Here is a 24,336-nt window from a genome sequence, read left to right as displayed (position 1 = left end):
CCGACGGCCACCCCGTCGGCTCGCTGTGGAGCGATTTGTCGACCGGGTCGCGCTTCGCTGTCGACTTGTCCCCAGGTCGAGAAGAGGGCCTGTGGATAACTCCTGTGGATAACTAGAAGCGGCCGTCCTGGCAGCGCGCCACCCAGTCCGCGGCCCGCATGAACTCCTCGTCCGAGGTCCCCGGCCGTACGGCGCGTGCCTCGTCCGGCGTGATGTCGGCACGCGGGTACGAGCCGAGGAAGCGCACTTCCAGGCAGAGCCGCTTCAGACCCATGAGCGCCTCCGCCATCCGCCGGTCGGAGATATGGCCCTCGGCGTCCACGCAGAAGCAGTAGTTGCCGATGCCCTCACCGGTCGGCCGGGACTGGAGCAGCATCAGGTTGATGCCGCGCGAGGCGAACTCGCCGAGCAGGTCGCGCAGTCCGCCGGGGTGGTCGGTGCGCTGCCAGAGCACCACCGAGGTCTTGTCGGCACCGGTCTTCGCGGCGGGCCGGGCCGGGCGGCCGACCAGCACGAACCGGGTCTGCGCGTTCTCCGCGTCGTGGATCCCGGTCTCCAGTGCCTCCAGGCCGTACCGGGCGGCGGCGAACTCGCCCGCGAAGGCGGCGTCGTAGCGGCCCTCCTGGACCAGCCTTGCCGCGTCCGCGTTCGAGGCGGCCGACTCCCAGACGGCCTCGGGGAGGTTGGCCTTCAGCCAGTTGCGCACCTGCGGCTGGGCCGCGGGGTGGGCGGACACCGTCTTGATGTCGGCGAGCCGGGTGCCCGGCCGGACCAGCAGCGCGAAGGTGATGGAGAGCAGCACCTCGCGGTAGATCGTCAGCGGCTCGCCCGCGACCAGTCCGTCCAGGGTGGCGGTGATGCCGCCCTCGACCGAGTTCTCGATCGGCACGAACGCGGCCTCGGCCTCGCCGGCCCGCACCGCGTCGAGCGCGGACTGCACCGACACGTACGGGGTCAGCTCACGGGTGGCCGCCTCCGGCAGGGTCCGCAGGGCCACCTCGGTGAAGGTGCCCTCGGGGCCGAGATACGCATAACTCGCTGGCATGGTCCTCACCCTAATGGCCGTGGGCCGTCGTAGCTCAGGCGTCTCAAGATGACCACTCGACCGGGTGGTTTGGAAATGGAAAATCCGCAGAGCCGGTGGAATGTCGGCTAAGGGAATTCGTGAGGTGTCGGCCTTCCGGCCCGGCTGTCTGCCCCGCCGGGCCGGAGTCCCGCTCAGCCCTCCAGCAGCCGCTGGCCCACGTACTCGCCCTTGGCCGCCCCGCCCGGCACCGCGAACAGCGCGCTCGCCTCGTGCCGGATGAACCGCGACAGGGCGTCGCCCCGGTCGAGCTTGCGCTGGACCGGTACGAAGCCGAGCAGCGGGTCCGCCTGCCAGCACACAAAGAGCAGCCCGGCGTCCGGCACCCCGTCCGCGTCGATGCCGTCGTGGTACGAGAACGGGCGCCGCAGCATCGCCGCCCCGCCGTTCTGGTCCGGCCGGGTGATCCGAGCATGCGCGTTGAGCGCGATCACGTAATCGCCCTTGGCGTCGGTCTTCTCCAGCTCCATCGGGGACGTCTCGTGCCCCCCGGTCAGCGGCGCCCCGTCCGACTTGCGGCGCCCGATGACCTGCTCCTGGGCGGGGACGGACAGCTTCTCCCAGTCGTCCAGGAGCATGCGGATCCGGCGTACGACGGCGTAGGAGCCGTTCGCCATCCACGCGGGTTCGCCCGAGGCGGGCACGAAGATCTGCTTGTCGAAGGCCCGGTCCGTCGGCTTCGGGTTGCCCGTGCCGTCGATCTGGCCCATGAGGTTGCGGGCCGTCATCGGGCGGGCGGTGGCGCCCGGCGTGCGGTTGAAGCCGTTCATCTGCCAGCGCACCCGCGCGGTCGCCCCGGCGTCCTTCTGGATCGCGCGCAGGGCGTGGAAGGCGACCAGGGCGTCGTTCGCGCCGATCTGCACCCACAGATCGCCGTCGCTGCGCGCCTTGTCGAGGTGGTCGGAGGAGAAGGCGGGCAGCGGATCGAGAGCGGCGGGCCGTTGCTTCTCCAGCCCGGTGCGGGCGAAGAAGCTGTGCCCGAAGCCGAAGGTGACCGTCAGCGAGGACGGCCCCGCGTCCCGCGCCACATCGGTGTCGTCGTGCGGGGCCGGCTCGCCCGCCATCAGCCGCTCGGCCGTCGCCGACCAGCGGCGCAGCAGGGCTGCCGCCTCCTTGCGGCCCGTGCCCGCCGCCAGATCGAAGGCGATGAGATGACCGCAGGCCTGGAGGCCCTCGGTGATGCCGGGCTGGTGTTTCACGTGAAACATCGCACGGTCGGTGCCCACCGAGGTGAGCGGGGTGGCCGGGGCGGGCGCGGCGGCATAGCCGGCGGCCCCGCCCGCCGCGCCGAGCACCAGCCCGGTGGCGCCTGCGGTGCCGAGCAGAGCGCGCCGGGAGACGCCCCCGGAACGGGCCTCATGCGCCGGGGCCTCGGGGCCGCGCGCCTGCTGGGTGGACTGGTCGGTCATGGTCTGGTTCAGCCGATCTGCGCGTTCTTGGAGACGGTCACTTCGTCGATGTCGGAGGTGCGGACGGTGACGGCGACCTTCCAGTCGCCGGCCATCGGGATCTGCACCCCGTCAGCCGACCAGTGGCCGGTGGTGATGTGTTCGGGGGTCACGGAGAGCGGACCGATCTTCTTCGCCTCCAGGGTGAGGGCGATCGTCACCTCCGGGACGTCGAAAAGCTGCCCGCCGGGCTTGCGGACGAACAGGTGCACCGCATTGGCGCCCGCGTGGGCGGGGTCGATGTCGAGGGCGACCACGCCCTTGCCGTTCGTACCGCCCGTGTCGAAGGGCAGGCTGAGGGACAGGGAGCCGTTCGCGGGGGCCGTGACGGCGCCGGTGGCGGCCTTGGCCTCCTGCTCGGTGCGGCCAGGCTCGGTCTGCGTCAGCGCGGTGGTGACGGCGAGCAGGACGACCGCGATGGCGGCCTCGGCGAGCACAGAGCGGCGCAGCCCGGAACGCCCCGCGTCACCGTCCCGCAGCCGCTTGCGCCGGGCGGCCTCCACCGCGGCCCGCTGCCGAGCGAGCTGCGCGGCGCGCCGGGAGTCGCCGGGGGCCTCGGGGTCGGGCTCGGCCGCGTCAGCCGTGGCGGGGCCGTGCCCGGTCGGGTCCGCCGTCTCGGTCTCCGCCGTCCCCGTGTCCCGGCCGGCGGTCGTCGGCACCGCGGTGACGGACTCCTTCCCGGCATTTGCCTTGCCCGCGGCCTGTTCCCCTTTCGCGGCCCGCTCTTCCTCCGCTGCCGGCTCCCCCGCAGCGCCCTCATCCGCGAGCCGTCCGGTCCATCGCCGGGAGACCGATGCGATGCCCACCATGACCGCCACCAAGGCGATCTTGGCCAGCAGCAGCTGTCCGTACCGGGTGCCGGTGAAGGCGGACCAGGAGCCGAGCTGGCGCCAGGACTGGTAGACGCCGGTGGCGACGAGAGCCACCACGGAGCCGAAGGCCAGCCGGGAGAAGCGGCGTACCGCGGCGGCCTCGACCGGGGTCTCGGCGGGCGCACGGTACAGAGCGACCAGCAGCGCGGTGAGCCCGCCCAGCCAGGCGGCGACGGCGAGCAGATGGACGATGTCGACCGGCATGGCGATGCCCGGCTGGAGTCCGACCGAGGCGTGCTCGGACAGCGCCCAGCTGGTCGCGAGCCCGGCCGCGACGACCACGCCCCCGATCCCGAGCCCGAAGGCCAGGTCCCGCTTCTCCGCGCCCTCCTCGCGCCGCTGGTACGAGCCGAACAGGACGGCGATGAACAGCGCGGCCGCGGCGAGCAGCAGCAGCCGGGAGACCAGCGCGGCCCCCGGCTTGGTCTCCAGCACCTGGCCGAGCAGGCCGAGGTCGAAGACGTCGGCGACCTTCCCGGAGGTGGTGTACGAGCCGCGCAGGAGCAGCAGCCACAGGGTGGCCGCGGTCAGCGCCAGCCAGCCGCCGACGACCAGCCGTTGCAGCGCCCGTACGCCCGCGCCGCGGCGCCAGCACAAGAGGACGAAGGCCGCGCCGCCCACGAGCACGATGTAACCGGCGTACGACACGTAACGCCCGGCCTGGTAGAGGCCGCCGACGACCCCGCCGCCGACGGTCGGACCGGTGCCGGAGACGACGGTCGGCGAGGGTGCCACGATGGAGAAGGTGTAGGCGCCGGCCACCGGATGGCTGTCGGCGGACACGACCTCGTAGGTGACGGTGTAGGTGCCCTTGCCGAGTCCGCCCTTGAGCCGTACGGCGTACGTCGTCCCGCGCACGTTCGCGGGGGCGCCGGTCTGGACGGCCTTGCCCCGTGGGTCGAGGACGCGCAGCGAGTCGCCGTTCATCGCGACCTTCTCGGAGAAGGTGAGCGAGACGCGGGCGGGCGGCTGCTGGACCACCACCCCCTGCGCGGGGTCGCTGCCGGTCAGCGCCGCGTGCGCGGAGGCCGGTCCGGCGCCCGCGAGCAGTGCGGCCAGGGCGGTGAGGAACAGCAGCGCCAGGGTCCGCGGGCGGGGGGTGATGGTCCGGGTCACGGTGGTCCCTTCCCTCAGTTGCCGGTCGTCGGGTGGTACGTGGCGGACTTCACCGGCATCGTGACGGTGACGGGCCCGCTCTTGGCGAAGGTGAGCTTGAGGGTGACCGTCTGGCCCTGCTTCGGCCGGTGCCGGAGCTGCTCGAACATCAGGTGGTTGCCACCGCTCTTGAAGACGAGCCGGCCGTGGGCGGGTATGGCGAAGGAGGACTGCTCCCGCATCTCGCCGCCCATGGTGCTGTGCATGGTGACCTGACCGGCCGCGTCGCTGGTCACCTTGGTCAGCTCGTCCTTCGTGCCGCCCTTGTTGGTGATCGTCAGGAAGCCGGCGGCCATGTCGGCGGAGACGGGCTGCGGCATGTAGCTGCCGCTGACCGAGAGTTCGGCCTTGGTGGTGGCCGGGGAGCCCGAGCAGCCCGCGAGGGCCAGCGCGCCCGCGAGTGCCGTGGCCAGGACGAGGGGTCGGCGGTTCACGGCTTGGCTCCCTTGACGAGCTTGGGCAGGTCCTTGATGTAGTCGTCGACCGTGGCACTGTCGTTGATCATGACGTACCCGCCGTTGGTCTTCGGCGAGAAGGCCATCACCTGGGTGCCGTGCACGGAGACGAGCTTGCCGTCCTTCTTCGTCGTCGGCTCGACGGAGATGCCGAGGGACCGGGCGGCGGCCTGGACGGACTTGAAGTCACCGGTCAGGCCGACGAACCGCGGGTCGATGCCCTTGAGCCAGCTGCGGAGCGTGGCCGGGGTGTCGCGGCCGGGGTCGGTGGTCACGAACACGACCCGCAGGTCGTCGCGCTGGGCCGGGGTCAGCGACTTCTGGGCGGCGACGGCGATGTTGCTCATGGTCGTCGGGCAGATGTCGGGGCAGTGCGTGTAGCCGAAGTAGAGCAGGGTCGGGTGGCCCTGGGTCTCCTTGCGGAGGTCGTACTTCTTGCCGTGGGTGTCGGTGAGGACCAGATCGGGCTTGGCCCAGGGCTGGTCGAACACGATGGCGGGGCCGCGCTGCCCGGACTCCTGGGAGACCGAGGAGATGGGCGACTGGCTGTCGGCGCTGTCCTGGCTGCCGCAGGCGGAGAGGGTCAGGGTGGCGGCGGCGAGCAGCGCGGCCGCGGCGAACGTCTTCTTGCGCATAGAGAAATGTCCCAGATGTGAGAACTCCGGCGCGCGCCGGGGTCGTACGTGGGCCAAGCCTGGCACGGCCCCGGCGCGCGCTGCGGAACGGCGGGTCTAGGCGGTGCGGCGGCGCCCGGCGAGGACGCCGTAGGCCACGCCCGCGGCGCCGACGACGATCCCGGCGACGCCGAGCACCCGTGCGGTGGTGTCACTGCCGCCCCCGGAGTCCGGGGCGGCGGTGTTCTCCTTCTTGTCGTCGGAGGCGTTCTGGGCACTCGCCGCGCCGTGCTCGTCGGCCGCGGCGGTCAGCTGGAGCACCGGGGCCGGGTTCTGCGGCTCGTCCTGGCCCGCCTGCGGCACCTCGATCCAGCGCACGACGGCGTCGTCCGAGTACGTCTGGAGCGCCTTGAACACGAGCTGGTCGGTGTTGTCGGGCAGCGCGCCGACGGAGAGCGGGAACTTCTGGAAGTAGCCGGGCTCGATGCCCTTGCCGTCGGCGGTCCAGGTGACCTTGGTGACGGCCTGGTCGATCGTCTCGCCGTGCACGGTCAGCGGCTTGGCGAGCTTGGACTTGGTGAGTTGCACACTCCAGCCCGGAATGGGCTGGGCCATGACGGAGGCCAGCGGATGGTCGGCGGGGAGGTTCACCTCGACCTTGGTGGTCGAGGCGTTGTCGCGCTCGTTGGGGACCTTGAAGTCGACGACCGCGTAGCTGCCCTTGGCCGCGGCGCCCTCGGGCTGCACGGTCACATGCGCGAAGGCGGGAGCGGACAGGGCGAGCACCGCGGTACCGGCGACGGCGGCACCGGCGGCGAGACGGGCGGCCGTGCGGCGGGTGGCGCCACGGCCGGCGGCGACGCTGGGAACGAGCTGGGAAACCTGCATGGCAGGAGCACTCCATGGTGAGAGGTCCGGTGAGGAAGAAAGGCGCGCGGGCGCGCGCGGGCCGCGCGACGGCGGCCGCCTCCTCGGGTCCCGGAGCTGTCTCAGGGCATGGGGCGGGCGCGTCGCGTCAGGCGGCGAGTCGCAGTGCGGCGGCGGGCGGACCGCGCCGGATCACCGAGTGCTGGAGTGCGAGGGTGGCGGGGGCGGGCGGCTCGTCCCGGTCGCCCCGCCGGGCGGCCGGCGCGGGCTCGGCCGGGGTCAGCAGCCCGGCGCACAGGGCGCCCACGAAGGCGAGCGCCGCGCGCAGGGATCGTACGAGCGCCGCCTCGGCGGCTTCGTGGGCCGAGTGCGCCGACAGTTCGAGCAGCCGCAGCACGGCCAGGTCGCCGCGGCGCAGCAGCCAGCCGACCGCGACGGCCGCGAGCAGGTGCCCGAGCAGCATCGGCAGCGAGGGCAGCAGCGCCGCCCAGGTACCGGTGGCGCCGGCCGTGTGCGGCAGGGGCACGGGGGTCCCGGCCACGGGGCGGCCCGAGCGGTCGATGAGGCGGGCGGCGAGCAGCAGGTGGAAGGCGTGGCCGGGGGAGAGCGCGGTGGCGTTCGCCCCGCACAGCAGCCGGGAGGCCTGTTCGACCAGCGCGGCGTCGCCGAGCGCGGTCCCGCCCGGAGCGCTCTGCCCCATCGGCATCCCGCCCATGGCCATGCCCGCTCCGTGCTGGCCCAGTCCGAACAGCGTGTGCAGCGCGGTCTGGCCGAGGGCGAGGAACGCGGCGATGCCCGGCAGCGAGCGGGCCCGCCCGGCGAGCGGGACCACGAGCAGCAGGGAGCCGAGGAAGCCCGCGCCGAGCGTCCACAGCGGCACGCTCGCGCAGGAGGCCAGGGCGTGCCCGGCCGCGGCCAGCACGACGCAGACCGCGGCGAAGACCGCGGCCCGCAGCATCCGGAGTCCGGCTCCGGGACGCGCCGTGCGCGCGTGAAGGGCAGACATGGCGGCCTCATCATCCCACCGCGCGCCGCGCCGCCCTACGCCAGGTCCGGTCAACACCTCCCCTGGCCGACGCGAGAGGTATGCCCCCACATACACCGATTCCTCCCAGGACGCATCGGCTGTATGGGCGCAGTCACGTCAACGGGGTGCTTACGGCCATCTATGGGCGGCAATAGGTATCGGTATGTCGAGCCGCGGCCTGGAGGCTGGAGCATGAGCATCTGGTGGTCACTCCATCTGCGGCGCGAGGCCGCGAGCGTGCCGCTCGCGCGGCGGCTCCTGATCGGCACCATGGAGACGGCCGGGGTGGACCCGGAGATCTCCTACGACCTCTCCGTCGCCCTCAGCGAGGCCTGCGCGAATGCCGTCGAGCACGGCGGCGGCGACGGCACTGCGCCGGTGTACCGGGTGACCGCGTACCTCGACGGCGAGAAGTGCCGGATCGAGGTGGCCGACTCCGGCCCCGGCTTCCAGCACACCCGCGAGCTGCGCCCGGCCCGCCCCGACGCCGAGCACGGCCGCGGCCTGTGCCTGATCCGCGAACTCGCCGACCACGTCCACATCGGCCCCAAGCCCGGCCGCCGCGGCACGGTGGTCAGCTTCGACAAGATCCTCAAGTGGCGCGACGACGCCCCGCTGCTGGCGGTGTGAGCCCGAGGGGGCGCGGCGCGCCCGCCGGACCCGCGGACGACGACGGCCGGGCACCCCGCGGTGCCCGGCCGTCCACCTGCGGAGGTCAGCCCTTCAGCGCGGCCATCCACGCCTCGACGTCCGCGGAGCGTCGCGGCAGGGCGGCCGAGAGGTTCCGGTTGCCGTCCTCGGTCACCAGGATGTCGTCCTCGATCCGGACGCCGATGCCCCGGTACTCCTCGGGCACGGTGAGGTCGTCGGCCTGGAAGTACAGGCCGGGCTCGACGGTGAGCACCATGCCCGGCTCCAGCACGCCGTTCACGTACGTCTCGGTGCGCGCGACCGCGCAGTCGTGGACGTCCATGCCGAGCATGTGACCGGTGCCGTGCAGGGTCCAGCGGCGCTGGAGGCCCAGCTCCAGGACGCGCTCGACCGGGCCCTCGACCAGGCCCCACTCGACCAGCTTCTCGGCCAGCACCCGCTGGGACGCGTCGTGGAAGTCGCGGTACTTGGCGCCCGGCTTCACCGCCGCGATGCCGGCCTCCTGGGCCTCGTACACCGCGTCGTACACCTTCTTCTGGAGCTCGCTGTACGTGCCGTTGATGGGCAGCGTGCGCGTGACGTCGGCGGTGTAAAGGGTGTGCGTCTCCACGCCGGCGTCGAGCAGCAGCAGGTCGCCGGAGCGGACCGGGCCGTCGTTGCGGACCCAGTGCAGGGTGCAGGCGTGCGGTCCGGCGGCGCAGATCGAGCCGTAGCCGATGTCGTTGCCCTCGACGCGGGCGCGCAGGAAGAAGGTGCCCTCGATGTAGCGCTCGCTGGTGGCCTCGGCCTTGTCGAGGACCTTCACCACGTCCTCGAAGCCGCGCACCGTGGAGTCGACGGCCTTCTGCAGCTCCCGGACCTCGAAGTCGTCCTTGATCAGCCGCATCTCGGAGAGGAAGACGCGCAGTTCCTCGTCGCGCTCGGCGGTGACCTTGTCGGTCAGGGCCGCCTCGATGCCGGCGTCGTAGCCGCGCACGACGCGCACCGGGCCGGTGGCCTCGCGCAGCGTGCCGGCCAGCTCGCGCACATCGGCGGCGGGGATGCCGTACAGCGCCTCGGACTCGGCGAGGGAGTTGCGGCGGCCGACCCACAGCTCGCCCTGGCCGTCGAGCCAGAACTCGCCGTTCGCGCGGTTGGAGCGGGGCAGCAGGTAGATCGTCGCCTGGTGGCCCTCGCCCGCGGGCTCCAGCACGAGGACGCCGTCCTCCGTCTGGTTGCCGGTGAGGTACGCGTACTCGACGGAGGAGCGGAAGGCGTAGTCCGTGTCGTTCGAGCGGGTCTTCAGGTTGCCCGCCGGGATCACCAGGCGCTCGCCCGGAAAGCGCGCGGAGAGCGCGGCGCGGCGGCGCGCGGTCTCGGCGGCCTGCTCGATGGGCTTCAGGTCACGCAGCTCGGTGTCGGCCCAGCCGGACTGCATGCTCTCGGCCAGCTCGTCGGAGACACCTGGGTACAGGCCGTTCTTCCGCTGCTTGATGGGCTCCTCGGACTCGGTTTCCGGGGTCGCCGGAATGAGTTCGTCGGCCACGTGTTCCTCCTCGGTACGGCGTGTGATCTCCCCCGGAGCGGTCCGTGCGGCTCGCCACGATGGGGTCACTGTGTCCGAGCCGGGGACCTCCATCATCGTACGGTCGTACCGGGACGGGCCAGGGGCGGTTGTCCGGCCATGCCGGCGGCCGGCCGGTCACCGGGCGCTCACGCCGGTCCGGGGCCCCCGCGCGCCGCCTGCCTCAGTCGAAGCGGGCCGCCAGCAGCACCACGTCCTCCCTGCTGCCCGCGGTCTCCGGGCCGTCCGGCAGCACCATGTCCAGGACATGGTCGGCGATGGCTCCGGGGTCCTGCCGCAGCGCCCGCGGGACGCTCGCGGCGGCCGAGTGCAGCCGGGCGAAGGCACGGTCCATCGGGTCGCCGGTACGGTGCAGCAGCCCGTCGGTGTAGAGCAGCACCGTCTCGCCCGCCTCGGCCTCGATCTCCGTGCTGGGCGCCTCCCAGCACGAGAGCATGTTGAGCGGCGCGGAGACCGAGGTCTCGGCGAACTCGGTGCGCCGCTCCCCGATCAGCAGCGGCGGGCTGTGCCCGGCACCCGCCAGGGTGACCCGGCGCAGCGCGGGCTCGCAGTAGGCGAACAGGGCGGTGGCCGAGCGGGCGGGCTCGGTCAGCCGCAGCAGCAGCTCCAGGTCGGACAGGACGGCGACCGGATCCTCGCCCTCCATCACGGCGTACGCGCGCAGCGAGGCGCGCAGCCGGCCCATGGCGGCCACCGCGCTCGGCCCCGAACCGCTGACCGAGCCGACCGACAGGCCGAGCGCCGCGTCCGGCAGCGGCAGCGCGTCGTACCAGTCGCCGCCGCCGCGCGGTCCGGTGCGGTGCCGGGCGGCGAGCTGGACGCCGGGCACGCGGGGCAGCCGGGAGGGCAGCAGCTCCTCGGTGAGGGTGGCCACGCAGGCGCGGGTGCGCTCCACCTCCCGCAGCCTGGCCAGGTGTTCGGTGGCGTGCCGGATGTACAGGCCCGCGAGATGGCGCTGCCGCTCACGGGGTTCGGCGGGTTCGTCGTAGAGCCAGACGGCGGTGCCGAGCCGGCCGGCACCGTCGGTGGCGAGCGGCAGGGCGTAGCTGGCGGCGTAGCCGAGGCGGGCGGCGACCTCGCGGTGCCGGGGGTCGAGGTCGTCCTCGGCGAACAGGTCGGCGTGGACGATCTCGGCGGTGCCCGCGGTGTCGTACGGCAGCGCGCCGCGCGGCACGGTCTCCAGGTGGCCGAGGTCGGCGTGACCGAGGCCGAGGCCGCGCGTGGTGCGGGGGCCGCCGTCACCGGGGTCCAGCACGACGAGGCCGCGGCGGGCGCCGACGAGGGCGGCCGTGGCGCCCAGCAATTCGTCGAGAGCGGGCTCCAACGCGCTGGTGCGAACGAGCCGTTCGGTCAGTTCGTGCAGCGTGGTGAGGTCGGAGACCCAGCCGGCGAGCCGGTCCTGGAGGAGGGTGCCGGGGGCGGGGACCGGGGGGTGCGGCGCGGGGACGGCGGGGACGGGGTCCGCGATGGTGCCCGCGGTGGCCTCCGGGGCGGGAGAGGCGGGCGCGACAGTGTGGGCGGGCGTGGGAAGGGTGGGATCGATTCCGGCCACTTTCGGGGGGTGAGGGGCGCTCATGGCGCGCGGCCTTCAGACTGGTGCACAGTGCTCAAAAGCATCGCAAACCCCCAGGTGATTCTGCGCCGCTAGCAGTGTCTCCACATGTACACGCACTCGTGAGGGGATGTCCAGCATTGTCCTGCGGGGTTTCCTGGTGTCCACGGGACTGGTGGGTGATTTCCGGGAACCCCTTGCCTTACTGGCAAGTTGGCTCAAAACTGCCTGGGGGAACGGTCCACTGCGGTCGACTGGGCTCGCTCCACGGAGCGTCACAGCGGTCGTGATGGGTACGTACTCGGAGAAGGCCAGGGGTGGTCGGGGGCCACCCGGAACCTGGCGACGGACCCGGGCGTCATAGCCACCGACGGCCGAGCCCCATCCTCCCGTGGCGGAGGCGGAGAGAACGACGCGCGACGGCAAACGCCATGCTTCGCCACCCCCGCGCCGCGACCGTGCCTGCCTTGACTGCCGTGGACGCGGTCGCGAACGACGCTCGAACCCCTGGGGATCCCCCGCCGTACGCGGGGATGTGATGCGCCACCAGGTACGCACAGTGCAGTGATCGACTCATGTTGTGATGTGGACCACGGTGTTGCCAGCGGTGCAACGGAAAGGAACGAGCGCTCATGCGCGAGATCCTCGGAAGGCGACGCAGGCTCCTGTCCAAGCGACGGAACGACGGGACGCCTGAGCCGATCGGCGCGGCCCTGACCTTCGCGACGGAGTGGCAGTGGCCCGTACTACCGGGCGTGGCCCCGGACCCGGAGGGCCGGGCCCGCTGCGGCTGCCCCGACCCGGAGTGCACGGTCCCCGGCGCCCACCCCTTCGACCCCGGCCTGCTCGCGGCCACGACCGACGCCTGCATGGTGCGCTGGTGGTGGACCAACCGGCCGAGCGCGCCCGTCATCCTCGCGACCGGCGGAAAGGCGCCCTGCGCGGTCAGCCTGCCCGCGCTCGCGGCGTCCCGCGCCCTCGCCCTGCTCGACGCGCGAGGCATGCGCCTCGGCCCGGTCGTCGCCTCGCCCACCCGCTGGGCGCTGCTCGTCGAGCCGTACTCCATGGAGCAGTTGGGCGAGCTGCTCTACGCCAAGGACCACGTCCCCGGCTCGCTGCGCTTCCACGGCGAGGGCGGCTATATCGCGCTGCCCCCGTCCGAGACCGGCGCGGGCGCGGTGCGCTGGGAACGGGCGCCGCTGCCGGGTTCCGCCGCGCCCTGGGTGCCGGACGTCGAGGCGGTCGTGGACGCCGTGGTCGAGGCCCTCACTCGTACGGGTGTGAGCGCGCCCGAGTTGTAGGCCTCTCCGGCGCGCACGGTGCGGGTGGGCGTGCCCCGCTCGTTATGTTCCGCCCATGCTGCGAATTTTTGGGGGCCATGGAACGCGCCGGCCGCGCGACGGCGGACGCCGGCGCCCGGACGGCACAGGGCCGGGGTACGACGGCGGAGCGGATCGGATGCCGGTGGGGGACGGCGGTGTGCGCGACCGGGAGCCGGCGGCGGACGGCGGTGTGCGCGACCGGGAGCCGGCGGCGGACGGTGGTGCGCGTGACCGGGTGCCGGTGGATGGCGGTGCGCGTGACCGGGTGCCGGCCGAGGTCGGGACCGGCCTTTGGGCCGCAACCGGAGGCGAGGCCAACTCGCCGTGCACAGAAGGCGGTTCGTCGGAGTCCCGCGGCGTGTCCGGTGACGGAGCCGACCCGCGGCCGAAGGGCGGGTTCCGGCGGGCGCGGTACGGAAAGGCCGATCCGCGGCGGGTGCATCTCGTCGGGCTCGCGTGCGTGGTGACGGCCGCCGTGGTGCTGCCGCTGACCGTGGCGTCCGCCGGGCAGGTCCGGGACGTGAGCGACGTCCTGGTGCCGGGCGCGCCGCGGCACGGTGACGGCAAGGACCCCTCGGCCGCGCCCGGCCACTCGCCCGGACTGCTGGGCCTGGGCCTCGCCACCGCCGCCCGCTGCGGCCCCCAGCTCAGCTCCCCCGAGGGCATCGAGGCGCAGACCTGCGTGCTGATCCAGGGCGCCGACACCTGGGCGCGCACCTACTACCGCAACACCACCGGGAAGTCGCTGGACGCCGAGCTGAGCCTCATGGGGCCCGGCGGCCGTACCACGCGTACGCGCTGCGACACGGGGACCGACGACGAACCCGCCACCTGTGAGACCCCCCGCGAGCACAGCCGGGGCGGGGCGGACGCGTACACGGCCGTCGCGGAGTTCGCCGAGGGCGGGCCGCGCGGGGCGCTGCTGCTGCGCTCGGGCAGCAACTCCGGTGATCCGGACGGCGCTTGACGCCGCGCCGAGTGCCGGACGCGGGCATGAAAAGACCCGGTTGCTGGCGACGGGGGATGCACCAGCAACCGGGCTACTGGAACGGTAACAAGAGATCGGCCGTTCGCAAATTCCGACTCAGGCATTCGGCCATCGAATTCCCACCGATTCCCGTGTCGGAGCGGGGAGTTGTGACCGGATTCACCCGTCGGCGACCCGGTGTCATGACTGACCGACCGGTCAGTCATGACACCGGTGCGGGTGCCGTCAGCTGAGCGTGACCTGCCGGTTGGTCAGTCCGCCGCGGGCCCGGCGCTCCTCCGGAGTGAGCGGTTCCTCGACGGCGAGGGCGGCGGTCAGGCGCTCGGCGAACTCGGCGGCCGGCTTCTCCACGTCCTCCGCGCGGACCTCGCTCGGCAGGTCCCAGACCGGCACGGTGAGGCCGTGAGCACGGAAGGAGCCGACCAGCCGGGTGCCCTCGCCGAGGCTGGAGCGGCCCTGGGCGTGCAGGCGCGCGAGAGCGTCCAGAAGCCGCTCCTCCGGGTGGGGCATCACCCAGCGCAGGTGGTTCTTCTCGGGGGTCTCGCACCAGTACGCCGCGTCCACGCCGGTCAGCCGCACGGTCGGGATCGCCGCCGCGTTGGCCCGCTCCAGGGAGGCGGCGACCTCCGGGGTGGCGTTCTCCGCGTCCGGGACCCAGAACTCGAAGCCGCTGTGCACGACCGGCTCGAACGGGGCGTCCGCCGCCAGCAGGTCCTGGAGGCGGGGGCCCTCGGCGGGGGCGCGCCGGCCCTGCACCGGGGTGCCGGGCTCCGCTTCCAGCGCGCGCTGGAGGGTGTCGGCCAGGTCGCGGCTGATGTCGCCGGAGGACGTGTCGTTCTGAAGACCGATCAGGATCGAGCCGTCGTCGCGGCGCAGGGCGGGCCAGGCCATGGGCAGCACCGTGGCGAGCGTGACCGAGGGGACGCCCTCGGGCAGGCCGGCCGCGAGGGTCAGCTCGGCCGTGGCGGCCGGGACCAGTTCGCGCAGCGCCACCCAGTCGCACTCGCCGGGCAGCCCCTCGAACGGACGGTGCACCAGCTCGGTCACCGCGTGGGCGGCGGCCCGGCCGTGGCACGCCTTGTAGCGCCGGCCGCTGCCGCAGGGGCAGGGCTCGCGGCCGCCGACCACCGGAATGGCGCCGTCCGCCCCGCCGGTCGGCTGCGGGCTCTTGGCCTTCGTCTGGGGTCGCTTCTTGGCCATCGTGGATGTCTCCCGGTTACGGCGCTTCTCGTACGGCGGGAGCCTAGCCGCTCACGCCATCCCCGACGGGAACCTGTGGATAACGGGGGCCGAGGGGAGCGTTGGGTGAGCGGGGGCGCGGTGCGTGGAGAGGCCGGCGGTGTGATGTCGCGTCCGCCGCCTGCCGCCTGCCGCCTGCCGCCCGTCGTGCACCGCGACCCGTCCTCGGACCTCGGGGGCTCTCCCCGGACTTGGGGCCGGCCCGGACCATGTCCTGCCGTGAGCGTCGATCCGCCACCTTTGGCCAGCGGCGCCTGCCGTGGGCCCCAGCGGCCAGTCCCCGAAGCTTGGCACTTCGCCCCGGACGCCAGCGGGCCGCCGCAGAGCACCAGCACCCGCCCCGGAGCCTCAGCACCCGTCCCAGAGCCTCAGCACCCGCCCCCCTCGTCCCGTTCCCCGGATCCCCAACACCCGCGTCCCGCTCCCCGGAAGCCCAGCACCGCCCCGGCTCACCGCCGCCCCGACCGGACCGCCGCTCAGGCCAAGTCCTCGAATACCTCCGTGAGGTCGAGACCGGACAGGTCCGGCGGTGCCGATGCGGTGAGCGCGGCGGTGACATGGCCGCGGCGGCAGCGGGCATCCGGGTCGTGCACGTCCCCGTGGACCACCACCCAGACCGTCACCTCGCCGCGGACGTCGTCCCGTACTCCCCAGTCGTCGGCGAGCGCGGTGATGATGGCCAGCCCCCGGCCGCCGTGCGCGGTCACCGAGGGGGTGGCCGGCGCCGGGCGGGTCGGGCCCCCGCCGTCCGTGACCTCCACGATGAGCCGGCCGCCGGTGTCCACCCGCCACGCGGCCCGCACGTCACCGCCGTCGGGTCCGTCGCCGCTGCCCGCCCCGCTGCCACCCAGCGGCCGGCCGTGCTTGCACGCATTGCTCAGCAGTTCGGAAAGGATCAGTACGGCATCGTCGACCACCGATTCCGCCACGCCTCCGCCGCGCAGCTGCGCGCGCATCCGGCGCCTCGCGTCCCCCACGCCCGCAGGGCCATGGGGTACGGCCATGCACGACGACGTGGGCACCTCCTGTGCCACCACCAACGCCACCCCCGAGACCTCCTTCGCCCCACGCCACGGTGTGGATGCCCCAGCGATCTGTGCCGGAAACCGGCCAATCCCCTTCCGGTGACGCATTCACCGGACGCGCACACGCTCTGAACGCGCCGGAGCACTCCCTATGACGGCGCCGGTGACCGGCCGGGATGTCCGGCCAGGGCGTCGGTAGGCAGGATCAGCGGCCGAGCTGGTCCAGCACCGCGCGCGGCCGGTTGGTGATGATCGCGTCGACGCCGAGCCCGAGGCAGAGTTCGACGTCCTCGGGCTCGTTCACGGTCCACACGTGCACCTGGTGCCCGGCCCGCTTCAGCCGCTCCACGTATCCGGGGTGGTTGCGCACGATGCGCACCGAGGGCCCCGCGATGCCCACCCCGGCCGGCAGCCGTCCGTCGCGCAGCCGGGGTGAGAGCCACTGCACCAGGTAGACCGTCGGCAGGGTCGGCGCCGCCGCGTGCACCCGGTGCAGCGAGCGTGCCGAAAAGCTCATGATCCGCACGGGCGACTCGGCGGCTGTGGCGGGCGCGGCCAGGTTGAACCGTCCGAGCAGGCCGAGCAGCTTCTCCTCGACCTGGCCCGCCCAGCGGGTGGGGTGCTTGGTCTCGATGGCCAGTTCGACGCGCCGCCCGGCGTCCGCGACCAGTTCGAGCAGCCGCTCCAGGGTGAGGACGGAGGTCTCCTCGCGGTCCTCCGGGCGGTGCTCCCAGTCGGGCTCCTCGACCCGGCCGCGATAGGGCTCACCGGTCTTCCACGAACCGAAGTCCAGCGCGGCGAGATCGGCGAGCTCCAGGGTGGAGACGGCGCCGCGGCCGTTGGAGGTGCGGTTCACCCGCCGGTCGTGGACGCAGACCAGGTGGCCGTCGGCGGTCAGCCGCACATCGCACTCGAGGGCGTCCGCGCCGTCCTCGATCGCCTTGCGGTAGGCGGCCAGGGTGTGTTCCGGTGCGTCTTCGGAAGCTCCCCGGTGGGCGACGACCTGGACGGAGAGCTGTCGTGCGTGCGTGGTCACCGCGTCATGGTGCCACCACCGCGGGGCACACGTGGCGGCACTCAGGCGTCCGAGCGGCGAACGGTGGCACACGACATACCGTTTTATGTAACTTTTCCTATGAATGCCCTGGGTAAGGGCTGGCCCTGGACCCACAGCCACGGCTTATGGTGCTCTGACGGCCCGTGGGAAAAGCTGACTGCAGCAAACTGGAACAGTGAACGCAGGACCATGCGCAGCCGCATCGTGACAGGCCACGACCAGCGCGCACGCGCCGCCGAGCGTGCACGGACGTGACCGAGCGCGACCGAGGACCAACAGCCGTGGATCGAGGAGTAGAGCTGTGAGCACCGAGAACGAGGGCAACGCGGTACCCCCGGCCCCGTCCGCACCTCCCGTGCCGGTGGCCTCTCCCGACGCGTCCCCGCGGGCACACACCGCGCCGGAGGGGAACGAGGGGCCGGCGGGCCCGGAGCACCCCGCCGACCAGCAGCCGGGGCAGACCCCGCAGGCCGCCCAGCCGCACCAGGGGGGCCGGCCCCCGCAGCCGCACCACGCACCTCAGGGGGGCCAGGGCTACCCCGCCGCGCCGGGCGGCACCGAGCCGACCACCCCCCTGCCGCCGGTTCCGGGGACCGCCCCGCAGCCTTCGGCCGCCGGTCCCGAGGGCGCCTGGCCGCCCCCGCCGCCCGGCACCCCGGCCTACGCCGACGGCGCGGGCGGCGCGGGTGGCGGTGCCGCCTGGGGAGCGTCGTACCAGCAGCCCGCCCCCAGGCCGCGCGGACGCGGTGGACTGCTCGCCGCGGTCCTGGTGGCCGCGCTGGTCGCGGGCGGTCTGGGCGGCGGCCTCGGCTACACCCTGGCCAGGAACAACGACAACGGCGGCTCCACCACCGTCTCCGCCTCCGACAACGGCGCGGCGCAGGTCAAGCGCGCCCCCGGCACCATCGCCAACGTGGCGGCCAAGGCGCTGCCCAGCACCGTCACCATCGAGGCCGAGGGCTCCAACGGCGACGGCGGCACCGGCACCGGCTTCGTCTTCGACAAGCAGGGCCACATCATCACCAACAACCACGTGGTGGCGGACGCCCTCGACGGCGGCAAGCTGACCGCCACGTTCCCGGACGGCCGTAAGTACGACGCCGAGGTCGTCGGTCACGCGCAGGGCTACGACGTGGCGGTCATCAAGCTCAAGAACCCGCCCTCCGACCTCAGCCCGCTGCCGCTCGGCGACTCCGACAAGGTGGCCGTCGGCGACGAGACGATCGCCATCGGCGCCCCCTTCGGCCTGTCGAACACGGTGACGACCGGCATCATCAGCGCCAAGAACCGCCCGGTGGCCTCCAGCGACGGCAGCGCCACCAGCAAGGCGTCGTACATGAACGCGCTGCAGACCGACGCGTCCATCAATCCGGGCAACTCCGGCGGCCCGCTGCTGGACGCCTCCGGCGCGGTGATCGGCATCAACTCGGCGATCCAGTCCTCGGGCAGCGGTGGCGGCTTCGGCTCCGGCGGTCAGTCCGGTTCGATCGGCCTCGGCTTCGCCATCCCGATCAACCAGGCCAAGTACGTCGCCCAACAGCTGATCAAGACCGGCAAGCCGGTGTACGCCAAGATCGGCGCGTCCGTCTCCCTGGAGGACTCCTCGGACGGCGCGAAGATCACCGACCAGGGCGCGGCCGGCGCCGCCGCGGTCGAGGCGGACGGCCCGGCGGCCAAGGCGGGCCTCAAGCCCGGCGACGTGATCACCAAGCTCGACGACGCGGTGATCGACAGCGGCCCCACCCTGATCGGCGAGATCTGGACCCACAAGCCCGGCGACAAGGTGACGATCACCTACAAGCGCGGCGGCCAGGAGCACACGGTCGACCTGACCCTCGGCGCCCGCGTCGGCGACAGCTGACCACCCCCCTGCCACCGGGGGGCGTCCCCAACGCCCCCGCGACCGCCCCCGTGCCGGTACGCTGTACCCGCTCCGCCCCAGGTGGGCGGCGCGGGGAGGTGTGCCCGAGCGGCCTAAGGGAACGGTCTTGAAAACCGTCGTGGCAGCGATGTCACCGTGGGTTCAAATCCCACCGCCTCCGCACAGGTCACAAGCCTTGCAGGCTGGAAGGGGTGTCTCTCCTGAGAGACACCCCTTCTGGGCGGGGCCTTCTGAGGGCTCGACACCGGATTCAGATGAGCGTTGCCGGACCGACCAGCGGCTTTGTCGTGGTCTTCGTTCCGCTGCAGAGGTAGAGTCCTTCGCTGCCCTCGACCCACGAGTACTCACCGATGGCAGGGGAGTGCTTCAGGATTTTTGTCCTGAAGAAGCCTTGGTAGAGAAAGGCTTTCTTTCCCGCCGGCACCGTGAACGAAATGGTCTCGGTTGTGGACTTGCTTGTCTCCGCACTGAAAGTAAAGCTGAACCCGAACGTCTTCGAAGCCTTGGCGATTTCGAACGATCCTTCGATCGTGTATTGTGCGGAGACCGTCAACGATTCACTGTGAGTGAATCCCTCAGTGACGGACTTGGTATATGTTGCCTCGGCCTCGCTTGCACTGTTGTCGATGCAGCAGAGACTTTTCAGATCCGGCGCGTAGAACACGACAGCGCGACGCTCGTTCGTCGAGGACATGATGCTGACCGACTTGTCGAACGTGTCCTTCCCGGCGTGCGGGAGATCATCGAAGATGGTGAACTCTTCGATCTCGTCCGGCTCGCCTTCAATTTCGCTCTCTGTGAGGTTCCGCGGGAGTGTCACGGCGACTCCTGGGTTAGCTGGTGATCGGACAGAGCTTCTTGTCGTCCTGGGTCTGGTCGTAGACCGTCGTCATGTTCTTTTCCGGACCGCTGCTGTTGTAGACAGTCGGGTACAGAATCGACCTCATGGTGAAGTCGAGAGAAGCGTCGTGTCGCGTAGCACTCTTCTTGCTTTTGTAATTTTTGATCTGGAGTCGCCATGTGACGGAAAGGATGCCCACGCCTTGGTTCGTTTTCCGGCTCGGGTTCCTGACCAGGCAGACGAGAATTTCTCGATCGACACCACCTTTTCTTGTGTCGTAGTCATTGCTCTTGAAGCTCTCCTCTTGCAGCGGGCTGATCTGGTTGGTCAGGGTTGCCTCGATCCCTTCCCTGGAAATGCCTTCGACAATGGCGGCCGAGATGTTGCTCCCGAGTTGTCTGTACTTCTTCTTGATGGCATCGGCGCTCGTGCCCTCAAGGTTGTAGGACTCTTTCCTGTATCCGGTCTGTCCCCAGCGCCTGTCCGGCTGTTCACTCTTCTTGCAGGTAGCCCTGTCGATCTTCGGCTTCTTCTGGTTCAGGGCTTCCCAGCGCTTGGCGACCACGAGTTCCGTCAGATCGCTCGTGGTCTTGCGCCCTGCCTGGTCGTCCACCACCCAGGTACCGGAAGGGTGGGCACAATGTTCTGCTCAGCCAATGTGGCGAGAAAATACACGCCCTCAGGATTGTTCTCGGCGAACTGCTGGCCGAAGTCTCGATCTCCGTAGTTCGCTCCTGCGATCTGACTGACGAACTCCTGTCCCCCCGGATTATCATTCAGAATGAAACCGAGGAAGCTGTCCAGGCCATTATGTCCTGAGATCAACTCCGAGTCGATGGTGCCGCCCTCAAGGCTGTAGCTCGACACTTCGTCGATGAACGAGGCGGCAGCCGCCGGTGCAATGGATCCCGCGGGAACTCGTTCCGCGATGCAGAAAACCTCTGCTGTGCCGCCAGTGGGCAGTTGCCCCCTGATTTCGTCGATATAGCGCTGCAAGGTTTTTTCAGAAGTCTGCTCGCAGGTGAGGCCCACCTTGTGGAGTTCCTTCTGGAGAATTTCCACCTCCACCTTGCTCGGCGTCGTCTCCCGCATGCTCATAGGTTCTTCGAGTACCTCGTCCGGCTCCCCTTCTTCTTCCTCCTAGGGGGCGGCATAATTAACAGATGATTCCATGGTTTCCTTCATTCCTGGACGACATGGCAGATTCCTGTGCGGACATCAGCGTCGAAACCATGGCTCCCCTCTTCCTGTCAGATCGCAGGCCGCACCGTCGGGAAATCACTCGTATGGTGAGACCCTGTGGATCGCGCCGGCGGGCCGCAACTCGGATGGAGTTCAGCTGGAGACAGATCGCGCCGGGCGCAGGAAGATGGGAGCGGGCCGTGCGTGCTGAGCACGGATCGTCACCCTGATCCCAGCTGGAGGCAGCCATGGGTGCCGTTCTCGGTGACGTGCTGGGTTTCGCGGCCGGCGTGGCGGTCAGTCCGCTTCCGATCATCGCCGTCATCCTCGTCCTCGCCACGCCCCGAGGGCGCCTCAACGGAATCCTCTTCACCGCCGGCTGGATCATCGGACTGGCGGTCCTGGGTGCCGTGATGCTGGCAGTCGCCTCGCCGGCGCACGCCTCGGCGCACAAACACCCGTCCACCTGGGTGGGGGCCCTCAAGCTCGCGCTCGGTCTGCTCCTGCTTTTCTTCGGCGCCGGGCGGTGGCGGCGGCGCCCGAAGGATCCCTCGCAGGCGAAGCTGCCGAAGTGGATGGGTGCGATCGACCACCTCACGCCGGTCAAGATCTTCGGGGTCGGAACGGCCCTGGCCGCGCTCAACGCCAAGAACGCGCCGCTGACCATCGCCGCGGGGGCGGCCATCGGCTCGGCCGGCCTCCCGGTCGGGCAGCAGATCGCGTCGCTGGCGATCTTCGTGGCGATCGCGACGCTCGGCCTGCTGGTCCCGCTCGGCGTCTTCCTGTTCGGAGGGGAACGGGCCAGGACGACGCTCGGGAACTGGAAGGACTGGGCGGCTGAGCACAATGTCGCCGTGATGGCCGTCCTGTTCTTCGTCCTCGGGCTGAAGCTGCTCGGAGACGGCATCGCGATCATCGTCTCCTGACAGGCGGGGCGGAAGGGTGTTCGCGCTGCTCCGGGCCGTGGGCGGACGGTTCCCTCGGGGGAGGACCCCAGGGGGCCGGCGTACTCCTGCTCCACCTTCAGGAGGTGGTGCCGTCCCCACCCGTACAACCTGAGGGGGACCCCGCTTCGGCACCTGCGGCCGATCCCCGCACGCGCGGGCCGCTCATAGCGTGGGGGCATGACCACACCCGTCTGCACCAGCGCCTCGGCAGCGGCCCCTGCGTACCCGTCGTTCACGTCGTACGTGCGGGCCCGCCGGCCCGTCCTGCTGCGCGCCGCGCGCTCGCTGACCGCGAACCCCTGCGACGCCGAGGACCTGTTGCAGACCGCGCTGGCCAAGACCTACGTCGCCTGGGAGCGGATCGAGAACCAGCGGGCGCTCGACGGCTATGTGCGCCGCGCGCTGCTGAACACGCGGACCTCGCAGTGGCGCAAGCGCCGGGTGGACGAGTTCGCCTGCGACGAGCTGCCCGAGCCGGAGCCGCGGTCCGACGACGACCCGGCCGAGCGGCAGGCGCTGCACGACGCGATGTGGCGGGCCGTCATGAAGCTGCCCACCCGGCAGCGGGCCATGGTCGTCCTGCGGTACTACGAGGACCTCAGCGAGGCCCAGACCGCGGAGGTGCTGGGCGTCTCGGTGGGCACCGTGAAGTCCGCGGTGTCGCGGGCGCTCGGGAAGCTGCGCGAGGACCCGGAGCTGGGACTGGGGGCGGCGCGGTAGACGCGCCCCCGTACGGGCTTTCCGCCGGGGCCGCTGGTCCGGGGAGCGGCGGTCTTCCGCTGCCGGGCGCCAGTGACATTCCACCTAGTGACATACCGCACGGTATGTGCGCAGAATCAGCGCACGCCCCCCTACTACCGCGTAGGCACCGTCGCCGGGAGGACTCCGTGCTGAGCACCATGCAGGACGTACCGCTGCTGATCTCCAGGATCCTGACCCACGGGTCGACGGTCCACGGGACCTCGCAGGTGGCCACCTGGACCGGTGAGCCCGAGCCGCGGCGGCGTTCCTTCGCCGAGGTCGGCGCCCGCTCGGCCCAGCTGGCCCACGCCCTGCGCGACACCCTCGGGGTCACCGGCGACCAGCGCGTGGCCACCCTGATGTGGAACAACGCCGAGCATGTGGAGGCGTACTTCGCGATCCCCTCCATGGGCGCGGTGCTGCACACCCTCAACCTGCGGCTGCCCGCCGAGCAGTTGGCGTGGATCATCAACCACGCCGCCGACCATGTGATCATCGTCAACGGCTCCCTGATCCCGATGATCGCCCCGCTGCTGCCGCAGCTGACGACCGTCCGGCACCTCGTGGTCACCGGTCCCGGCGACCGCGCCCCGCTGGCCGGCGCCGCCGTCCAGGTGCACGAGTACGAGGAGCTGATCGCGGACCGGCCGACCCACTTCGACTGGCCCGAGCTGGACGAACGCCAGGCAGCCGCCATGTGCTACACCTCCGGCACCACCGGCGACCCCAAGGGCGTGGTCTACAGCCACCGTTCGGTCTACCTGCACTCCATGCACGCGCAGACCACGCAGTCGATGGGCCTGACGGACAGGGACACCACGCTCGTCGTCGTGCCCCAGTTCCACGTCAACGCCTGGGGTCTGCCGCACGCCACCTTCCTGACCGGCGTCAACATGCTGATGCCGGACCGCTTCCTGCAGCCCGCGCCGCTCGCCGAGATGATCGAACGGGAGCGGCCGACCCACGCGGCGGCCGTGCCCACCATCTGGCAGGGCCTGCTGGCCGAACTGCTCGCCCACCCCCGTGACGTCTCCACCCTCACCCATGTCACCATCGGCGGCGCGGCCTGCCCGCCCGGCCTGATGCGGGCCTTCGACGAACTGGGCATGACCGTCGTGCACGCCTGGGGCATGACGGAGACCTCCCCGCTCGGCACCGTGGCCCGTCCGCCGGCCGGCGCCCTCGGCACGGACGAGGAGTTCGGCTACCGCCTCACCCAGGGCCGCTTCCCGGCCTCCGTCGAGGCCCGCCTCACCGGTCCGGGCGGCGAACGGCTGCCCTGGGACGGCGAGTCGGCCGGCGAGCTGGAGGTGCGCGGCCCCTGGATCGCGGGCGCCTACTACAACGGCCCCGACGCCGAACCCCTGCGCCCCGCCGACAAGTTCAGCGAGGACGGCTGGCTGAAGACCGGCGACGTCGGCGTCATCTCCCCCGACGGCTTCCTCACCCTCACCGACCGCGCCAAGGACGTCATCAAGTCCGGCGGCGAGTGGATCTCCTCCGTGGAGCTGGAGAACGCGCTGATGTCCCACCCGGACGTCGCCGAGGCCGCGGTGGTCGCCGTACCGGACGACAAGTGGGGCGAGCGGCCGCTGGCCACGGTCGTCCTGCGGGAGGGGGCGGGCGCCGACTTCCCGACCCTGCGTGCCTTCCTCGCCGAGGAGGCCCACATCGCCCGCTGGCAGCTGCCCGAGCGCTGGACGATCGTGGAGTCGCTGCCGAAGACGAGCGTGGGCAAGTTCGACAAGAAGATGCTGCGCAGGCGGTATGCGGACGGCGACCTGGACGTCACCCGCCTGTGAGCCACGTGGACGGGGCCGGAC

The 24,336-nt window shown here is 71.7% G+C and carries 22 protein-coding genes and 1 tRNA gene; 8 read left to right on the top strand and 15 right to left on the bottom strand.

Annotated elements, in window-relative coordinates:
* Nucleotides 1-112: 112 nt before the first annotated feature.
* From pheA to ACZ7EC_RS13925, 7 genes are all read right to left on the bottom strand, one after another.
* Nucleotides 113-1,045 (bottom strand): prephenate dehydratase, encoded by a 933-nt coding sequence (gene pheA, locus ACZ7EC_RS13955; protein WP_471062284.1) that lies wholly within the window; start codon nucleotides 1,043-1,045, stop codon nucleotides 113-115.
* 173 nt (nucleotides 1,046-1,218) lie between these two features.
* Nucleotides 1,219-2,493 (bottom strand): iron uptake transporter deferrochelatase/peroxidase subunit, encoded by a 1,275-nt coding sequence (gene efeB, locus ACZ7EC_RS13950; RefSeq protein WP_471062282.1) that lies wholly within the window; start codon nucleotides 2,491-2,493, stop codon nucleotides 1,219-1,221.
* A gap of 8 nt (nucleotides 2,494-2,501) precedes the next feature.
* Nucleotides 2,502-4,520 carry a copper resistance CopC/CopD family protein gene (locus ACZ7EC_RS13945; RefSeq protein WP_471062281.1) on the bottom strand — a complete coding sequence of 673 codons (2,019 nt, stop codon included), beginning with the start codon at nucleotides 4,518-4,520 and terminating at the stop codon, nucleotides 2,502-2,504.
* Between the two features lie 14 nt (nucleotides 4,521-4,534).
* The gene (locus tag ACZ7EC_RS13940) at nucleotides 4,535-4,993 is read right to left on the bottom strand and encodes a copper chaperone PCu(A)C (RefSeq protein ID WP_471062279.1); all 459 of its coding nucleotides are present in this window, start codon (nucleotides 4,991-4,993) and stop codon (nucleotides 4,535-4,537) included.
* On the bottom strand, nucleotides 4,990-5,649 hold the full coding sequence (locus ACZ7EC_RS13935) for an SCO family protein (RefSeq protein WP_471062277.1): 660 nt from the start codon (nucleotides 5,647-5,649) through the stop codon (nucleotides 4,990-4,992). The genes ACZ7EC_RS13940 and ACZ7EC_RS13935 overlap by 4 nt, the downstream gene beginning before the upstream one ends.
* A gap of 96 nt (nucleotides 5,650-5,745) precedes the next feature.
* The gene (locus tag ACZ7EC_RS13930; RefSeq protein WP_471062276.1) at nucleotides 5,746-6,516 is read right to left on the bottom strand and encodes a YcnI family copper-binding membrane protein; all 771 of its coding nucleotides are present in this window, start codon (nucleotides 6,514-6,516) and stop codon (nucleotides 5,746-5,748) included.
* A 127-nt stretch (nucleotides 6,517-6,643) separates the two neighbouring features.
* Nucleotides 6,644-7,501, bottom strand: coding sequence for a hypothetical protein (locus tag ACZ7EC_RS13925; RefSeq protein ID WP_471062274.1), 858 nt, complete (start codon nucleotides 7,499-7,501; stop codon nucleotides 6,644-6,646).
* A gap of 213 nt (nucleotides 7,502-7,714) precedes the next feature.
* On the opposite strand from ACZ7EC_RS13925, the gene ACZ7EC_RS13920 reads away from it, so the two are divergent.
* Nucleotides 7,715-8,152, top strand: coding sequence for an ATP-binding protein (locus ACZ7EC_RS13920; protein WP_471062272.1), 438 nt, complete (start codon nucleotides 7,715-7,717; stop codon nucleotides 8,150-8,152).
* An 85-nt stretch (nucleotides 8,153-8,237) separates the two neighbouring features.
* On the opposite strand, the gene ACZ7EC_RS13915 is transcribed toward ACZ7EC_RS13920, so the two are convergent.
* Both ACZ7EC_RS13915 and ACZ7EC_RS13910 read right to left on the bottom strand, forming a co-directional pair.
* A complete protein-coding gene (locus ACZ7EC_RS13915) occupies nucleotides 8,238-9,698 on the bottom strand; it encodes an aminopeptidase P family protein (protein ID WP_471062271.1) in 1,461 nt (486 codons plus the stop codon).
* Between the two features lie 202 nt (nucleotides 9,699-9,900).
* Entirely contained in the window at nucleotides 9,901-11,313 is a 1,413-nt protein-coding gene (locus ACZ7EC_RS13910; RefSeq protein WP_471062269.1) for a PP2C family protein-serine/threonine phosphatase, read from the bottom strand.
* Nucleotides 11,314-11,921: 608 nt separating this feature from the next.
* Here ACZ7EC_RS13910 and ACZ7EC_RS13905 point away from each other — a divergent pair.
* Both ACZ7EC_RS13905 and ACZ7EC_RS13900 read left to right on the top strand, forming a co-directional pair.
* Nucleotides 11,922-12,590 (top strand): bifunctional DNA primase/polymerase, encoded by a 669-nt coding sequence (locus ACZ7EC_RS13905; protein ID WP_471062267.1) that lies wholly within the window; start codon nucleotides 11,922-11,924, stop codon nucleotides 12,588-12,590.
* Nucleotides 12,591-13,047: 457 nt separating this feature from the next.
* Nucleotides 13,048-13,578: a hypothetical protein gene (locus tag ACZ7EC_RS13900; protein ID WP_471062871.1), complete on the top strand. Its 531-nt coding sequence runs from the start codon at nucleotides 13,048-13,050 to the stop codon at nucleotides 13,576-13,578.
* Nucleotides 13,579-13,824: 246 nt separating this feature from the next.
* Here ACZ7EC_RS13900 and ACZ7EC_RS13895 read toward each other — a convergent pair whose 3' ends face one another.
* The 3 genes from ACZ7EC_RS13895 to ACZ7EC_RS13885 all read right to left on the bottom strand — a co-directional run bounded on the left by ACZ7EC_RS13895 (nucleotide 13,825) and on the right by ACZ7EC_RS13885 (nucleotide 16,899).
* On the bottom strand, nucleotides 13,825-14,799 hold the full coding sequence (locus ACZ7EC_RS13895) for a DUF5926 family protein (RefSeq protein WP_471062265.1): 975 nt from the start codon (nucleotides 14,797-14,799) through the stop codon (nucleotides 13,825-13,827).
* 515 nt (nucleotides 14,800-15,314) lie between these two features.
* Nucleotides 15,315-15,971 (bottom strand): ATP-binding protein, encoded by a 657-nt coding sequence (locus ACZ7EC_RS13890; protein ID WP_471062263.1) that lies wholly within the window; start codon nucleotides 15,969-15,971, stop codon nucleotides 15,315-15,317.
* Nucleotides 15,972-16,068: 97 nt separating this feature from the next.
* Nucleotides 16,069-16,899: a glycerophosphodiester phosphodiesterase gene (locus tag ACZ7EC_RS13885; RefSeq protein ID WP_471062262.1), complete on the bottom strand. Its 831-nt coding sequence runs from the start codon at nucleotides 16,897-16,899 to the stop codon at nucleotides 16,069-16,071.
* Between the two features lie 322 nt (nucleotides 16,900-17,221).
* Between ACZ7EC_RS13885 and ACZ7EC_RS13880 the strand changes: the two genes are divergently transcribed.
* Together ACZ7EC_RS13880 and ACZ7EC_RS13875 are read left to right on the top strand one after the other, a co-directional pair.
* Entirely contained in the window at nucleotides 17,222-18,781 is a 1,560-nt protein-coding gene (locus tag ACZ7EC_RS13880) for a S1C family serine protease (RefSeq protein WP_471062260.1), read from the top strand.
* A 94-nt stretch (nucleotides 18,782-18,875) separates the two neighbouring features.
* Nucleotides 18,876-18,962: transfer RNA gene (locus ACZ7EC_RS13875), tRNA-Ser, on the top strand.
* 90 nt (nucleotides 18,963-19,052) lie between these two features.
* Here ACZ7EC_RS13875 and ACZ7EC_RS13870 read toward each other — a convergent pair.
* The 3 genes from ACZ7EC_RS13870 to ACZ7EC_RS13860 are packed head-to-tail and all read right to left on the bottom strand — an operon-like array spanning nucleotide 19,053 to nucleotide 20,735.
* Complete coding sequence (locus tag ACZ7EC_RS13870; protein ID WP_471062259.1) at nucleotides 19,053-19,622, bottom strand: hypothetical protein; 570 nt, start codon at nucleotides 19,620-19,622, stop codon at nucleotides 19,053-19,055.
* A gap of 13 nt (nucleotides 19,623-19,635) precedes the next feature.
* Entirely contained in the window at nucleotides 19,636-20,259 is a 624-nt protein-coding gene (locus ACZ7EC_RS13865; protein ID WP_471062257.1) for a hypothetical protein, read from the bottom strand.
* The gene (locus ACZ7EC_RS13860) at nucleotides 20,217-20,735 is read right to left on the bottom strand and encodes a hypothetical protein (protein ID WP_471062255.1); all 519 of its coding nucleotides are present in this window, start codon (nucleotides 20,733-20,735) and stop codon (nucleotides 20,217-20,219) included. Before ACZ7EC_RS13860 ends, ACZ7EC_RS13865 begins: the two co-directional genes overlap by 43 nt.
* Nucleotides 20,736-21,073: 338 nt before the next feature.
* Between ACZ7EC_RS13860 and ACZ7EC_RS13855 the strand changes: the two genes are divergently transcribed.
* The 3 genes from ACZ7EC_RS13855 to ACZ7EC_RS13845 all read left to right on the top strand — a co-directional run bounded on the left by ACZ7EC_RS13855 (nucleotide 21,074) and on the right by ACZ7EC_RS13845 (nucleotide 24,315).
* Entirely contained in the window at nucleotides 21,074-21,751 is a 678-nt protein-coding gene (locus tag ACZ7EC_RS13855) for a GAP family protein (protein WP_471062253.1), read from the top strand.
* Between the two features lie 198 nt (nucleotides 21,752-21,949).
* On the top strand, nucleotides 21,950-22,492 hold the full coding sequence (locus ACZ7EC_RS13850) for a SigE family RNA polymerase sigma factor (RefSeq protein WP_471062251.1): 543 nt from the start codon (nucleotides 21,950-21,952) through the stop codon (nucleotides 22,490-22,492).
* A gap of 167 nt (nucleotides 22,493-22,659) precedes the next feature.
* Nucleotides 22,660-24,315 (top strand): long-chain fatty acid--CoA ligase, encoded by a 1,656-nt coding sequence (locus tag ACZ7EC_RS13845; RefSeq protein ID WP_471062250.1) that lies wholly within the window; start codon nucleotides 22,660-22,662, stop codon nucleotides 24,313-24,315.
* The last annotated feature ends 21 nt before the right edge of the window (nucleotides 24,316-24,336 follow it).

Source organism: Streptomyces sp. NPDC037203 (assembly GCF_055605065.1).
This window is presented reverse-complemented; position numbering and strand designations above follow the sequence as displayed.